We start from the raw sequence: 14,268 nt of genomic DNA, 5'->3' as shown, positions 1-14,268 counted from the left end.
CCTACGCCTCCTGGGCGCGTTCCTTCGCGGCGCGCACCTGCTCGGCGAACTCCTCGGCGGTGATCCGCTCCACCGAGGCCCCGTACTTCGCGGCCAGTTCGTCGGCGGGTGCGCTGTCGTGCTCCACCAGGTCGGCCACCAGCAGCGCCCGACCGCTCTCCACCCGCGACGACAGCACGATCAGGCCCGCACCGCCGTCGGTCATCTCGGTCTGCTCGGCGGCATTGCCGATCGCCGCACCCGCCGCGAAGCCCAACAGCACCCCGATCGGACCGCCCAGCAGCCCGACCAGCCCGCCCACCAGCCCCGAGCCGACGGTCGGCACACCGGCACCGCGAATGTGGCTCTCCGGGATGTCGACGATCCCCTCGGCACTGCGCTCCAGCACCGCGAGCTGCCGCAGCCCCGGCAGGTGCATCGCGTCCTCGTACGCCCGCCGGCCCGCCGCCTGGTCGGTGAACCCGAGCAGCAGCACATTGTGGTGGTGGTCGCTCATCGCAGTCCCCTTCGCCGACCGGTCGCCGTCCGCACCGTCCGGACGCGGACCCGCCCATCCTGCCCCGCAGGGCCCGCGCCGCGCCCGTCCGGCACGCCCGTCCGCGTGGCAGCGCGGCCGCGGCGCACCGGGCTGTCACTGCGAGCACCTGGCCTCCGCGCATCGATCAAGGAATCGATCACGGGATCGGTCAAGGAGGAGACATGGGTTTCAGCGGAGAATTCGTCCTGGCACGCAGCGACCGGCCACTTCGCGAACTTGCCGTGTTCGCGGCCGGTTGCGCGGAGGGCCACGCGGATTGCCTGACCGAGTGCTGGCCGCGCCCCGGCGGCTGGCAGACCTTGCAGATCCTCCATGGCCTCCGGGACAACTCACTTCGGCCGTTCCGGCAGCTCGTCGACACCTCCGGCGCCCCGGTCCTGCTCGCGAACGTCATGGACAGCGACGTGTGCGAGGTCGTCGGCCTGGCGCCGTCCGGGGCGCGGTGGTCGACCATGCTCGACCCCGTCATGGCGGCCGACTACGGAATCCCCCAGCCGGAGCCCGGCGCCGCCGATCACATCACCCGGTGGGCCGCCGAGGCCGGCTTCGTCGCCGATCCGGTGGCGCTCGCGGATGTCCTGGCCAGGCGGGCGGACCCGTTCGTCGAGGGGCTGATCTTCGATCTGATCGACGCGTGCGGGTTCCCGCCGAGCATCCCCGCCTTGGGCCTGTCCGGCCGATCTTGTCGGATCAGCGCGCGCCTCCCCCAGCCCTTGCGGGCTGGGAGGTGCCCCCATTTCGCGCCCGGCTGGGCGTGCCGGCGAAACGTCCTCGTACTGGGTGTACTTGGATGTTTTGCCGGTGCGTCCGTGGGGGCACCTCCCAGCCCCCCTTGGGGCTGGGGGTGGGGGCACCTCCCAGCCGCCAGGCTGGGGGCGGATGATCCGGCGTCGCGCGCCCGGCAAGATCGGCCGGACAGGCCCTGAACGCCCGCCTCGGGCTGACCGTGGCCGGCCGCGACGGAGGCGGTTCCCACGGGTGGCGATAATGGTGGCCATGGCCCGCCGACGCACCCCCTCCGCATCCCAGTCCCCCGCCGCCGCTCCGACCGCCTGCCCGTGCGGGCTGCCCGCCGCGTATGCCGACTGCTGCGGGCGGCTGCACCGCGGTGAGGCGGCCGCGAGCAGCGCCGAGCAGTTGATGCGTTCGCGGTTCAGTGCCTTCGCGGTGCGGGACGAGCCGTACCTGCTGCGCTCCTGGCACCCGGACACCCGGCCGGCGTCCGTCGACTTCGATCCGTCGCTGCGCTGGGAGCGGCTGGAGATCCTGGGCGCCACCGACGGCGGGCCGTTCCACCAGGACGGCACGGTCGAGTTCCGCGCCCACTACCGGGAGCGCGGCCGGGCCGGATCGATGCACGAGAACAGCCGGTTCGTCCGCGACCAGGGCGAGTGGACGTACGTGGACGGCGTCATCCAGCCCTGAGCAGGCGGTGCTTGAGGGCGAGCAGCGCCCCGCCGGGGCCGCGCGGCAGCAGCCACGAGGTGTCGGTGCGGTCCTGCGCGCCGAAGCGGTACTTGTACGGCTCGTCGCCGCGCAGGAAGTCGAAGACCCGCACGCCGTCCGCCGCGCAGTTGCGTATCGCCGCGTCGATCAGGGCGGTGCCGAGGGACTCGGCGGCCCATCGCTGGTCCCAGCCGATCTGGTAGTAGGCGAACCGGTCGGCCCACCGGAAGCCGTACAGCGCACCGATCAACTCACCGTCGTGACGGGCGAGTTGGAAGGCAGGGCCACAGCCGGTCCGGGCCGCGTCGAGCAGCGCACGGTGCAGCGGCAGCCGGCTCGCGTCGAAGCTGCTGACCCCGCCGGCGGCGGCCTGGCGGCGGAGTTGGTGCAGGCGCAGCAGCTCGTCCAGCAGGGCGGGCGGCGCGACGGCGGGCGGCAGCCACTCGAAGGTGACGCCGGCGGCGGCCAGGCGGCGGTGGGCGCGGCGGTTGGCGGCGCGGAAGTCGCGCGAGCCGAGCCGGTCGGGTCCGGCGGTGAGGTCGAGTCGCGGGCAGGCGGTGCGGGTGACGGGCCGGGAGCCGGGCGGCAGCAGGTCGTGGTGCGCGGGGTCCAGCGCGGGCAGCCACAGGGTGCGGCGGCGGGCGCGACCGGCGAGCCAGGCGGCGACCTCGCCCCGCCGGTGCGGGCGGACGGCGGGCCCGCAGTGGTCGGCGGCGCCGGGCCCGGCGCCGAGCAGGGTGAGCACCGGCAGCGCGAGCGGCACCCGGTGGTGCGGCCGCTGCCGGGTGACGGCCAGCGGCACCACCGCCTCGGCGCGCCCGTCCGCTCCGCGCCACACGGCGATCTCGCCGCGCTGCCCGGCCCCGAGGGTGCGCCACCAGGCGAGCACCCAGTCCGGCCCGGCGAACCACGAGCCGTCCGGGTCGTCGGCGATCAACTGCCGCCAGTCACGCACGAGTTCGTCGTCCAGCTCGGGTGTGCGCAAGATCTCCGGCGCGTCCTTCACGACGTGGCCCCCTCTCTTCGGTCGCCGTCACGCAGGCGACGCGGCCCGGGCGGAACGGTGTCGGAGCGATCCCGAACCAATCGCGCGTCGACCCGCAGCCGGCCGGCGGGCCCGGGTGCGCAACGCCTCCGGCCCGCAGGCGAGTTGTCCCGTATCCACCCGCCGGTCGGTCCCTCCGGAGCACCCACCTTCTCACCGCCCGCCGCGCAGGCGGTGCACGGCCGGGTGGAGGCCGGACAGGATGGTGTCGAAGCGGTCGCGGCCGGTGTGGGAGTTGACGCGCAGGCGGCTGATCCGCAGCCGTTCGGCGGGGGCGAGTGCGGTGTGGCGGTGGTCGAAGAGGAACGCGGTGCGGTAGCCGAGGGTGCGCAGCACGGTCTCGGCGCGCGGGTCGTGGTTGCCGTTGGGGTAGGCGAAGGTGGTCGGCGGGTGGCCGAGCCATTCGGTCAACCGGCCGTGGGCGCGGACGAGTTGAGCGTCCAGCTGGGTGTCGGAGCAGTGGTCCAGGCAGGGGTGCGAGGCGGTGTGGTTGCCGACCGTCAGACCACCGGACACCAGCGCGAGGAGCTCGGCCGCGGTCAACTGCCGTTGCGGGGGCGCCTGTCGCTTCGCGGTGGCGCGCAACTCGGCGAGGGCGCGCAGGCGTTCGGTGTCGGGGACGGTCTTCAGGTGGTGGACGGCGGCGCCGGAGTCGAGTCCGTGCAGGGTGCGGGTGTGGCCGCCACGCCGGATCAGCTGGGCGGCTTCGGTCCACCAGTAGGGGCGGTCGGTGTCGATCAGGTCGGTGATGACGTACGCGGCGGCGGGGATGCGCAGCCGGGTGAGGACCGGCAGGGCGTGGGTGAGGACGGTGGGCTCGCCGTCGTCGAAGGTGACGAGGACGCTGCGGGGCGGGAGTGGGCGGCGGTGTTCGGCGGCGCGGGCGACCTGTTCGGGGCTGACGGGGTGGGCGGTGGAGGCCAGGCGTTCCATCTGGGCGCGGAACGCGGCGGGGTCGTCGATGCCGTGGTAGGCGAGGACGGCGAGGCGGTGGGCGGCGCGGGCGCGGAAGACGGGTTGGAGCGGGGAGTGTCGCAGGAGTGCGTCGATCCCACGGCGCCGGGTGGCGCGATCCGTGGTCGGCATGGCTTCCCCCTCGGCCGGTGCACGCACGGGCACCCCGGACGGTCGGCCCGGGGTGCCCGTCGGAGTTTCGGGTCATCAGCGTCCCATGCTCCGGTAATGCCTGTCCCAAGTTCCTGGAAGCTTCCTGGGAGCGGGCGAGTCCCCGGCGGTCGCCGCCTGTCCGGATCGCACCGCTTTGCGGCATATAGCACGGATTGACATAGTTCTGGAGACCGCTGCCCGTCCGCCCATGGAGTGCCCTCGATGACCATGCCCGGCTTCGGCTCGCTCGGCTCCAACGACGCCTTCTCCGAACTGCTGAATCGCTTCTTCGGCCTGAACCCGGCCGCTTCCCCGCCCGCAGTGCAGCGGGTGCCGATCGGGCGGCTGCTCACCCAGTCCGCCCGGGACTTGATCGGCCGCGCGGAACTGCGCGCCCAGGAGGACGGCAGCGCCGACCTCGACACCCCGCACCTGCTGTGGGCGGCCACCCTGACGGACCCGGCCCGTTCGCTGCTCGCGCAGGCCGGCGCGGACCCGGACGCGCTCGCCGAGACCATCGACCGCACGCTGCCGGCCGGCGAGGCCGACCCGTCCGTGGAGCCGGGCCTGACGCCCGCCGCCAAGCGGGTGCTGATCGGGGCGCACGCCCGTTCGCAGGCCGCCGGCGTCTCGTACATCGGGCCGGAGCACATCCTGGCCGCCCTGCTGGACGACCCGGACTCGGGGGCCGGCCGCCTGCTGGCCGCGCACGGCGCCGACGCCTCCCGGATGCGGCGCGGGGCCGAGGCGGCGGCGGCCCGCGGCGAGCGCGGCGTCCCGGCGAAGGAGGACAGCAAGACCCCGACCCTGGACGAGTACGGCCGCGACCTGACCGAGGACGCCAAACTGGGCAAGCTGGACCCGGTGGTCGGCCGGGCCGAGGAGATCGAGCAGACCATCGAGATCCTGTCCCGCCGTTCCAAGAACAACCCGGTGCTGATCGGCGAGCCCGGCGTCGGCAAGACCGCCATCGTCGAGGGCCTCGCCCAGCGGGTGATCGCCGGGGACGTCCCGGCCACGCTGAAGGACCGCCGGGTGGTCGCCCTGGACCTGTCCGGGCTGGTGGCGGGCGCCAAGTACCGCGGCGAGTTCGAGGAGCGGCTGAAGAACGTCATCGACGAGGTCCGCGAGGCCGCCGACTCGACCATCCTGTTCATCGACGAACTGCACACCGTGGTCGGCGCGGGCGCCGGCGGCGAGAGCGCGATGGACGCCGGCAACATGCTCAAGCCGGCCCTGGCCCGCGGCGAGCTGCACGTCATCGGCGCCACCACCATCGACGAGTACCGCAAGCACATCGAGAAGGACGCGGCCCTGGAGCGCCGCTTCCAGCCGGTGCTGATCCCGGAGCCGTCCGTCGAGGAGACCGTGCAGATCCTGGAGGGCCTGCGCGACTCGTACGAGGCCCACCACCAGGTGCGTTTCACCGACGACGCGCTGCGCGCCGCCGCCGACCTGTCCGACCGGTACGTCTCCGACCGCTTCCTGCCCGACAAGGCGATCGACCTGATGGACCAGGCCGGCGCCCGGGTCCGGCTGCGCGGGCTGGGCCGCTCCACCGAGGTGATCGGCCGGGAGGACGAACTCGCCAAGCTGCGCCGGGAGAAGGACGAGGCGGTCGCCGCCGAGGACTTCACCCGCGCCTCCGAACTCAAGGCCCGGATCGCCGACCTGGAGTCGCAGAACGCCGAGATCGAGGAGCGCCGCGAGGGCGTCGTCTCCGTCACCGTGGACGACATCGCCGACGTGCTGTCCCGGCAGACCGGCATCCCGGTCTCCCAGCTCACCGAGGACGAGAAGGCCCGGCTGCTCAAGCTGGAGGACGAACTCCACAACCGGGTGATCGGCCAGGACAGGGCGGTGGTCGCGGTCTCCGAGGCGGTCCGCCGCAGCCGGGCCGGCATGGCCGACCCGAACCGGCCGGTCGGCTCGTTCCTGTTCCTCGGCCCGACCGGCGTCGGCAAGACCGAACTCGCCAAGGCCCTGGCCGAGTTGATCTTCGGGGACGAGGACCGGCTGGTGCGCTTCGACATGAGCGAGTTCCAGGAGAAGCACACCGTCTCCCGCCTGGTCGGCGCCCCGCCCGGCTACGTCGGCTACGAGGAGGCCGGGCAGCTCACCGAGGCCGTCCGCCGCCGCCCGTACAGCGTGCTGCTGTTCGACGAGGTGGAGAAGGCCCACCCCGACGTGTTTAACGCGCTGCTCCAGGTCCTCGACGACGGGCGGCTGACGGACGCCCAGGGCCGCACCGTCGACTTCCGCAACACCGTGGTCATCATGACCTCCAACATCGGCTCGCAGCTGATCCTCTCCCACCGCGGCGAGACCGAGGAGATCCGCGACCGGCTGATGGCCGAACTCCGCGCCCGCTTCCTGCCCGAGTTCCTCAACCGGATCGACGACATCATCGTCTTCGACGCGCTCGGCGAGTACGACCTGCTGCGGATCGTCGACCTGATGCTCGCCAACTCCGAACGGCGGGTGCGGGCCCAGGGCCTCGAACTCGACGTCACCGAGGCGGCGAAGCGGTGGCTGGTCGACCGCGGCCACCAACCCGAGTTCGGCGCCCGGCCGCTGCGCCGCACCATCCAGACCCAGCTGGACAACCGGCTCGCCACCATGCTGCTCTCCGGCGACCTCCAGCCCGGCGACACCATCGTCGCGGACGCGCAGGACGGCGAGCTGGTCTGCTCGATCGGGCGCCCGGCGGAGCTCTGATCACGGGGCGGTGACGCCGGCCGCCCAGTCCGCCAGGGCCGCCCGGTTCGGGCGGCCGGCCTTCTCCAGCAGGCTGGCGACGTGCTTCTCCACCGTGCGCGGCGAGATGCTCAGGCGGGCGGCGATCTCCTGGTTGCCGAGCCGCTGCGCGACCAGCAGCACCACCTCGTACTCGCGCACCGTCACCCGCAGCCCGCGCAGCTGCTCCGGGACCTGTTCGGTGCCGGTGCGCCGCTGCGGGACGCTCGCCCCGGCCTCGCGCAGCAGTCGGCGGCAGGCGGCGCCGACGGCCGGTACGCCGGCGCGGTGGAAGTACTCCTCGGCGCTGCGCAGCCACGCCACCGGCTCGCCCCAGCCGTCGGCGAGCGCGGCCTCCGCGACCAGCCGCAGGCCCAGGTGGCGGGCCATCTCGAACGGGCGGGCCGCCCGCGCGGCCTCCGCGACCGCCTCGGCGGCCGGGCCCGCCTGCCCGGCGCGGCCCAGGTGGACGGCGTGCGCGAGCCGCTCGAACTGCCGGTTCCAGGCCAGCGCGGCGGCGTGGTCGGCGGCCGTCCGGGCGTGTTCCTCGGCGGTCTCGGTGCCGGCCAGTGCGCGCAGCAGCGGGTGCAGGCCGTGCGCGCCGTTCAGGTAGAAGACGGACGGGTGCCGGGCCTCCCAGCGGCGGGCCCGGTCGAACTCGGCGAGGGCCAGCGCCCGGTCCTCCTCCAGCAGCGCGCACACCGCCCGGCAGTTGCCGTGGGCGAGCGGCAGCTGCAGCGACTCGGCGCCGTCCCAGCGGTCGAACTCGGCCAGCACCTCGGCCATTTCGGCCCGCCGGCCCTGGTGGGCGGCGACCATCGCCCGGGTCAGCAGCAGGAACTGGTGGTGGTCGACGTTGCGCAACCGGGCGCTGGCCTCCAGGCCCTGGTCGGTGAGTGCGCGGGCCCGGGCGTAGTCGCCGCGCAGGACGGCGTGCATGGCGAGCGTCGCCTCGGCGGAGCGGACCAGGTCGAGCGCGCCCAGGTCGAGCGCGGCCCGGTGCGCCCGTTCCAGTTGGACGGACTCACCGACCTGCATGAACTCGTTGACGCCGAGCCGCAGTTGGGCGTCCACCTGCCAGCCGGGGAGCCGGTGCCGGGCGGCCAGCTCGAGCAGCCGCCGCAGGCAGGCGTCGGCCCGGTCGAAGCCGTGCCGGCGTTCCAGCAGGGCGAGCAACTGCCAGGCCTGGCAGGCAACTTCGGGCAGTCCGGCGGCCTCGGCCCGCTCGGCGGCGCGGCGGGCCAGCCGTTCCGCGACGGCGGTCCGGGTCTCGCCGTCGCCCGTGGGGCCGTCGACGCCCGCCAGCGCGAGGTGCGCCTCCACCACCTCGAGTGCGCAGGTCCGCTCGGAGCCGGCCGCCGGGCCGAGCAAGGTGCGGACCAGGGCGGCCTGTTCGGCCGCGTCCGCGAGGCGCCCGGCGGTGACGGCGGCGCGGGCCAGGCGCAGGTGCAGGGCGGCGGTGCGGTCGTCGCCGAGCGCGGCCGGGCCGCCCAGCGGGAGCGTCCGGGCGAGCTCGCGGGCCTGGTCGAACCGGCCGCTGTCGGCGAGGGCGTGCGCCAGCTGCTCGCGGATCTCGCTGGCGGCGGCCGTGGCGGCGCCGTCCCCGCCGACCAGTTCCAGGGCGCGTTCCAGCAGGGCGACGGCGGACTCGGTCGCCCCGCCCTGCCGGGCCTCCTCGGCGGCCTCGGCGAACAGCCGGGCGGCGGCCTCGGGTTCGCCCGCCGACTGGCGCAGCACGGCCACCAACTGCCGCCACTCGCCGGGCAGTCCGGGGTAGGCGCGCTCCACCTCGCCGGCGGCGCGCCGGGCGATCGCGGCCCGTTCGGCGGGCAGCAGGTCGGCCAGCAGCGCGTCCGCGACCAGCGCGTGCCGGAACTCGTACCGGTCGGCGACCGGCCCGCTGGGTGACAGCAGCCGGGCGTCGATCCCGGCCCGCAGGTGGATCAGCAGGCTGCGGTCGTCCAGCCCGGTGACCAGTTGCAGCACCGGCAGCGCGAACCGCCGTCCGAGCACGGCGGCGACGTTGAGCATCTCGCGGCCCGCCGGGTCGATCCGGGCCGCGCGCTGCACGACGCTGCGCACCACGGTGGTGGGCACCTCGATGCCGAGGTCCCCGAACACCTCCCACCCGCGCTCGGGGTCGCGGCGCAGCGCCCCCGCGGTGACCATTCCGCTGAGCAACTCCTCGATCACGAACGGGTTTCCGCCCGCGTCCCGGACCACCCGTTCGACCACGGCGGCGGGCAGTGCGCCGGGTGCGGCGGACAGGCAGGCGGCGGCGAGTTCGGCGGTCTGTCCGCCGTCCAGCGGGTGCAGGTCGAGCCGTCTGGCCTGCCGGCGGGCGGCCGCGTCGAGCGCCAGGTCGAGTGCGGGGCACGGGTGTTGACGCAGTGTCGCGACCAGCAGGACGGGCAGGCCGTCGAGGTTGTCGATCACGTAGTCGAGCACGGCGAGGGTCTCCGCGTCCGCCTCGTGCAGGTCCTCGACGATCAGCAGGCAGCCGCGCGGCGGCCGGTCCGGGTCCTCCCGGCCGACCGCGCCGAGCAGCCGCAGCAGCGCCTCGGCGATGTCCGTCAACGACGGTGGTGCGGCGGGGCGTTGCTCACCGCGCCAGTCCGGGACCAGCGCCGCCAGCGCGGACCGGTACGGTGCGAGCGCCGGGTCCTGCGGCGGCCCACTGACCCGGAACAGCGACAGCAGCGCCTCGGCGATCGGCCGGAACGGCACCGGCGCCCCGGCACTGCTGCCCCGGCCCCGCAGCACCGCCATCCCGTCCGCGACGGCCCGGTAGGCGCAGTCGGCCACCAGCCGGGTCTTGCCGATACCGGCTTCGCCGCCGACGAACACCGCGCGCCCCTGCCGCCGACGGGCGTCGATCAACCCGTCGAGCAGGACCCGCAGTTCCTCGGCGCGACCCACGACATAAGGGGAGGAGGTGAGCATTCACGCAGGCTAGCCGCCCGCGCCGTCATCGGGCCATGGGGACTTTTCGCACCCCGTCAGTCCTGGGTGAACGAGAGGGAGGTGAGGGTGGACGGGTTGGTCGTGTCGTTGGTGCCGATGTCGATCGTGCCGAGGTCCGGCGAGACCCATCCGGCCAGCACCAACGCCCGCCGCATGCGCGGGAGTTCGGTTCCGCGCAGGGCCAAGGCGATCTCGCCGGCGGGGTGCGGCGTCCGCTCGGCGGCAGCGGTCTCGGAGAGCTCCCACGGGGCGACGAGGGTGGCGGTGGTCATGGTGGTCCTCCTGGGTGGTGAGGTGATCGGCAGGCCGGGTGGGGCTGCCGTGACGCAAGTTCCGTCCGACGGGCGTCGGACCAGGGGTGGTGCGGGAGCGTTGCGACGGCTCGCGGGCGGTCAGCTGCGGGGTGCTTCCAGCAGCAGGACGCAGGGCACGTCGGCGGGGTGGGCGAGGCGCAGCAGCGTGTGGCCGATGCCGGCGAGGCCGGTGAGCAGGGCCGGGGTGGGGATGCCGGACGGTGTGGCGCAGCGGGGCCCGGCGTGGTCGAGCTCGCCGAGCAGGGTGGCGGCCCGGGTGGCCGCGCGGGTGGGGTGGCCGGTGAGCAGGAGTTCCAGGGTGGCGCTGTCGCCGTGCAGCAGGCTGTGGTCGGCGGCGGGTCCGGCGGGCGCCGGGGGCAGTGCCGTCCCGGGGGTGCGGGCGGCCGCCAGGCGGGCGCCGGGGCCGAGCGCCCCGGCGGGGGCGGGCTCGGGCAGCGGGACGCTCCGGCCGGTGGCGGCGTAGCGGTGCAGGGCCCAGCGGCGGTAGGCGGCGCCGTCGGGGGTGGGGTCGGGGGTGGCGGCGAGCCGCTGGGCGCAGTGGTCGGCGACGGCGGCGGCGGCCGGGTCGCCGGTGAGCCGGTGGACGGCCAGTACGGCGGCCAGGCATCCGGCGTCGCCGGAGAGCAACTGCCCATCGGGGTCGGGGTCTTCGGGCGGTGCGGCGTTCGCGGCGCGGGCGGTGAGCCGGACGGCCGCCCGGGCGGCCTCGGCGAGCACGCCGGTGTCGTCGAGGTGCAGCGCGTCCAGTCGGGCCAGCCCGTAGGCGATGCCGGCGAGTCCGGTGAAGCCGCCCGCGCCGACGGCGTCCAGGTGGGCTGGGTCCTTGGCGAGTGCGTCGAGCAGCGGGGGCAGGGCCCGGACGGCGCGGCGCGCGGTCTCGGCGTAGCGGGCGGTGCCGGTGAGGGCGGAGAGCTGGCCGAGGAACAGCGCGGTGCCGAGGTAGCCGCCTTCGAGGGCCGCGCCCTGCGGCATCAGGGCCCACTGGCGGTCGGTGATCGGTTCCAGGGTGAGCCAGTTGACGCGCTGCCGGTCGCCGTGGGCGCGGGCCAGGATGCGGTCGGCGAGGTCGCAGGCGGCGGCGAGCAGCCGGTCGGGGTCGGGGGCGACGGGCGGGCGCGAGCGCGCGGCCGGGGCGGCCGGTGCCGCGCCGGGTCCGGCGGAGCGGGTGGCCAGCGCGGCCCGGACGATCCACTCCTGGTCGTAGAGGTCGGTGCGGTCGAGGGCGGCGATCCGCCGCCGGGTCCGGTCGAGTCCGCTGTCGGCGGGGGCCGGGCCGCAGGGGCGGCCGTCGGCGTGCAGGCGTCCGTCGGCGACGGTGGCGGTGAACAGCGGGATGTCGCCGCGCCAGAGTTCGGCGTGTTCGGAGGCGGCGAGCGGGCGGCGGTGCGGGTCGTCGGCGGACTCGCGCCAGAGCAGGGCGAGCAGCCGGTCGCGGTCGAGGCCGTCGCGCAGCGCGTCGGGGTGGGTGGACTCCTCCAGCAGCGTCGCGTACCGCCGGGTGGGGCGGACCACGACGCGCACGGTGTCGGCCGCGAAGCTCTCCACCGGGCCGCCGGGGGCGAGGAGTTGGGGCGCGGCGTCGGCGAGCGCCCGGTAGCCGGACCGGAATCCGGCGACCAGGGCCTCGGTGTACTCCTGCGGGTCGATGTCCGCCCCGTCGAGCCGGGGCCGGTTGTCGGCGCGCCGCAGCCGGCCCTGCTCGCGCACCAGCCGCATCCGGTCGGTGCCGGCGTCCGCCCAGCCGGGCACGGACATCGGCAGCGGCGCGCCGTCGTCCCCGCCGAGGCCCGAGACGTCGAGTGCGCCGTGCTCGCCGAACATCGGGAACGGCAGCAGCGAGATCCGCTGCACCGAGTCGGCGAGCACCCGGCGCGCCGGGTCGTCGCCGAGCGGCTCGGCCGGTCGGAGGTCGGGGTGGAACAGCGTCTCCAGGTCGACCAGGACGGGCTGGTCACCGGCCGCGATCAGGTTCTCGTAGTGGATGTCGGTGCCGCCGAGCACGTGCAGCAGCGCCAGTTGCATGCCGAGCCGCCGGTAGAAGCGTTCCGCGCCGCGCCGGTCCGAGCAGGGCCCCGGCTCGACGAACTCCAGCCAGCCGTAGGCGTCCCGGTCCAGGACGGTGAGGGTGCGCAGCGCGGTGTTCGGCGCCGTTTCGCCGAGCAGCCGCAGCAGCCGGTTCCAGTGCCGGTGGACGCCGAGCGGGCGCGGCTTGTACACCGCGCGCCGCCCGTCGGCGAACCGCAGGACGGCCACCGTCCGGCCGTGGGCGTGCCGGTCGCCCGCCCCGGTCCGGACCCGGACCAGCCGGCCCGGGTCGACGCCGTCGAACAGTTCGCCGACCAGGGCGGCCCGGTCGGCGGCGAACCGGCCGGCCAGTTCGGTCCAGGCGGCCACCGTGTCCTGGCAGCAGTGCGCCAGCAGCCGGGCCAGCACCGGGTATTCGGTGACCAGTGCGGCCAGCCGTTCGGGTGTCGCGGCCTGCCGGACGAAGTCGGCGAACCGCTCGGTGCCGTCCGTCCCGTGCAGCGCGCCGCCGATCCGGGCCACGTTCAGTTCCAGGACCAGGGTCCGGCCGGCGATCCGCGCCAGCCGGGCCGTCAGGTTCTGCTCGAAGTCCCCTTCGAGGGCGGCCAGTTCCGCGTGGTCGCCGACGGCCTTCCAGTCCGGGTCGTCGCGCAGCGCGGCCAGTGCGGTGGCGGTGAACGGGGCCACCACGGCCGCGAACCCTTCCGCCCGCGGCCGCGAGCCGTCGCCGGACGCTTCCGGGCCGACGGGCGCGGCGGCCACCGCGCGCCGGACGAAGACCGCCCAGTCGGGCTGCTCCCCGGCGCGTGCCGCCAGGCGGTCCGCCGGCTCGGCCAGCAGCGCCCGCAGCCGGTCCCGGTCCGCGCCCAGGTCGGCCAGCCAGGCGTCCAGGCGGCCGTCGAGCTCCCGCTCCCAGGCGGCGAGCCGGCGATCCACCGACGCCGCGGCCCCGTCGGGCACGGGGCCCGGCGCGGCGCCGGCCGGGCCGGTCACGCGTTCGGTCAGGGTCAACGCCGGTGCCCACCAGGCGCTTTCGCCGTGCCGGCCCCAGGTGGCTGTGGAATCCGTCATGGTGGCAAGCATGGGCGGGCGGCCGCCCCCACCACATGGGGGCCGGCCCCCATATTCCGGCGGCGGGGCGGACGACCCCCCGGGGGAATGGGGGCGGGCACCCGGGGGCGGGATGCGGAATACGGGGGTCCGGCCGAATGGGCGCAGGGGGCGGGCGGCGCCAGGCTCAGTACATGGATGCGACCACGACAGAGACAGCGGTGCAGGTTCTCGGCCCGATGGCCGCCACGGTCGACGGTGTGCGGGTGCGGCTCGGCGGGCCCCGGCCGCGCGCGGTGCTGGCCGCGCTGGCCGCGGCGGGCGGCGCAGTCGTCCCCGAACAGGATCTGATCGACGCCGTCTGGGAGGACCGCCTGCCGGCCAGCCCGCGGCACGCCCTGCACACCTGCGTGGCCGACCTGCGCCGCGCCCTGGACCCCCACCGCCCGGCCGGACGGGAGTCCGCCGTGCTGCGCCACGAGCCCGGCGGCTACCGCCTGCGGCTCGCCCCGGACGCGCTCGACGCCCGGAAGTTCGCCGCGCTCGTCGAGCGGGCCGGCACCGCCCATCGCGCCCACCGTCCCACCGAGGCCCTCGCCGCCACCGACCTGGCCCTGGTCCTCTGGCGCGGCCCGGCCTACGCCGACCTCGCCCACCTGGCCTTCCTGGACCCGGAGCGCTGGCGGCTGACCGAACTGCGATGTACCGCGCGGGAGATCCGCGCCTGGGCGCTGCTCACCCTGGACGCCCACCATCTCGCCGTCACCGAGTGCGCCCTGCTCACCACCGAGGCCCCGCTGCGCGAGTCCGGCTGGGCCCTGCGCGCCCGCACCCTCTACCGCAGCGGCCGGCAGGCCGAGGCGGCGGCCGTCCTGCACACCGCCCGCCGCACCCTGCGCGACGAGCTGGGCGTCCACCCCGGCCCCGAGCTCGCCCACCTCACCCAGCGCATCCTGATCCATGACCCGACGCTCAGCGCCGAACTGCACGGGGCGGCGAAGCAGCCCGCCTGAAAGACCCTGACCGCCCCGGCCGCCGACCTC

Annotated in this window: 10 protein-coding genes; 4 read left to right on the top strand and 6 right to left on the bottom strand. The window is 75.6% G+C overall.

Annotated features, from left to right (window positions below; translation table 11 throughout):
* Position 1: 1 nt before the first annotated feature.
* Complete coding sequence (locus tag ACIHEI_RS30295) at positions 2 to 496, bottom strand: hypothetical protein (protein WP_396608948.1); 495 nt, start codon at positions 494 to 496, stop codon at positions 2 to 4.
* Positions 497 to 699: 203 nt separating this feature from the next.
* On the opposite strand from ACIHEI_RS30295, the gene ACIHEI_RS30290 reads away from it, so the two are divergent.
* Entirely contained in the window at positions 700 to 1,464 is a 765-nt protein-coding gene (locus tag ACIHEI_RS30290) for a hypothetical protein (RefSeq protein ID WP_396608947.1), read from the top strand.
* 70 nt (positions 1,465 to 1,534) lie between these two features.
* Positions 1,535 to 1,963 carry a YchJ family protein gene (locus tag ACIHEI_RS30285; protein ID WP_396608946.1) on the top strand — a complete coding sequence of 143 codons (429 nt, stop codon included), beginning with the start codon at positions 1,535 to 1,537 and terminating at the stop codon, positions 1,961 to 1,963.
* Here the strand turns inward: ACIHEI_RS30285 and ACIHEI_RS30280 are convergent.
* Together ACIHEI_RS30280 and ACIHEI_RS30275 are read right to left on the bottom strand one after the other, a co-directional pair.
* Positions 1,950 to 2,969 (bottom strand): GNAT family N-acetyltransferase, encoded by a 1,020-nt coding sequence (locus tag ACIHEI_RS30280; protein ID WP_396608945.1) that lies wholly within the window; start codon positions 2,967 to 2,969, stop codon positions 1,950 to 1,952. The two genes, ACIHEI_RS30285 and ACIHEI_RS30280, sit on opposite strands and share 14 nt — an antisense overlap.
* A gap of 213 nt (positions 2,970 to 3,182) precedes the next feature.
* The gene (locus tag ACIHEI_RS30275) at positions 3,183 to 4,115 is read right to left on the bottom strand and encodes a polysaccharide deacetylase family protein (RefSeq protein WP_396608944.1); all 933 of its coding nucleotides are present in this window, start codon (positions 4,113 to 4,115) and stop codon (positions 3,183 to 3,185) included.
* 243 nt (positions 4,116 to 4,358) lie between these two features.
* Between ACIHEI_RS30275 and ACIHEI_RS30270 the strand changes: the two genes are divergently transcribed.
* On the top strand, positions 4,359 to 6,854 hold the full coding sequence (locus tag ACIHEI_RS30270; RefSeq protein WP_396608943.1) for an ATP-dependent Clp protease ATP-binding subunit: 2,496 nt from the start codon (positions 4,359 to 4,361) through the stop codon (positions 6,852 to 6,854).
* Here the strand turns inward: ACIHEI_RS30270 and ACIHEI_RS30265 are convergent, their stop codons facing one another.
* The 3 genes from ACIHEI_RS30265 to lanM form a co-directional block, all read right to left on the bottom strand.
* Entirely contained in the window at positions 6,855 to 9,815 is a 2,961-nt protein-coding gene (locus ACIHEI_RS30265) for a helix-turn-helix transcriptional regulator (protein WP_396608942.1), read from the bottom strand.
* A gap of 56 nt (positions 9,816 to 9,871) precedes the next feature.
* Entirely contained in the window at positions 9,872 to 10,108 is a 237-nt protein-coding gene (locus ACIHEI_RS30260) for a hypothetical protein (protein WP_396608941.1), read from the bottom strand.
* A gap of 120 nt (positions 10,109 to 10,228) precedes the next feature.
* Positions 10,229 to 13,246 (bottom strand): type 2 lanthipeptide synthetase LanM, encoded by a 3,018-nt coding sequence (gene lanM, locus ACIHEI_RS30255; RefSeq protein WP_396608940.1) that lies wholly within the window; start codon positions 13,244 to 13,246, stop codon positions 10,229 to 10,231.
* A 173-nt stretch (positions 13,247 to 13,419) separates the two neighbouring features.
* Here lanM and ACIHEI_RS30250 point away from each other — a divergent pair, with 173 nt between their 5' ends.
* Positions 13,420 to 14,238, top strand: a complete 819-nt coding sequence (locus tag ACIHEI_RS30250) for a BTAD domain-containing putative transcriptional regulator (protein WP_392944870.1) — start codon at positions 13,420 to 13,422, stop codon at positions 14,236 to 14,238.
* Positions 14,239 to 14,268 lie beyond the last annotated feature (30 nt).

The organism is Kitasatospora sp. NPDC051984 (assembly GCF_044593455.1).
Taxonomy (GTDB): Bacteria; Actinomycetota; Actinomycetes; order Streptomycetales; family Streptomycetaceae; genus Kitasatospora.
This window is presented reverse-complemented; position numbering and strand designations above follow the sequence as displayed.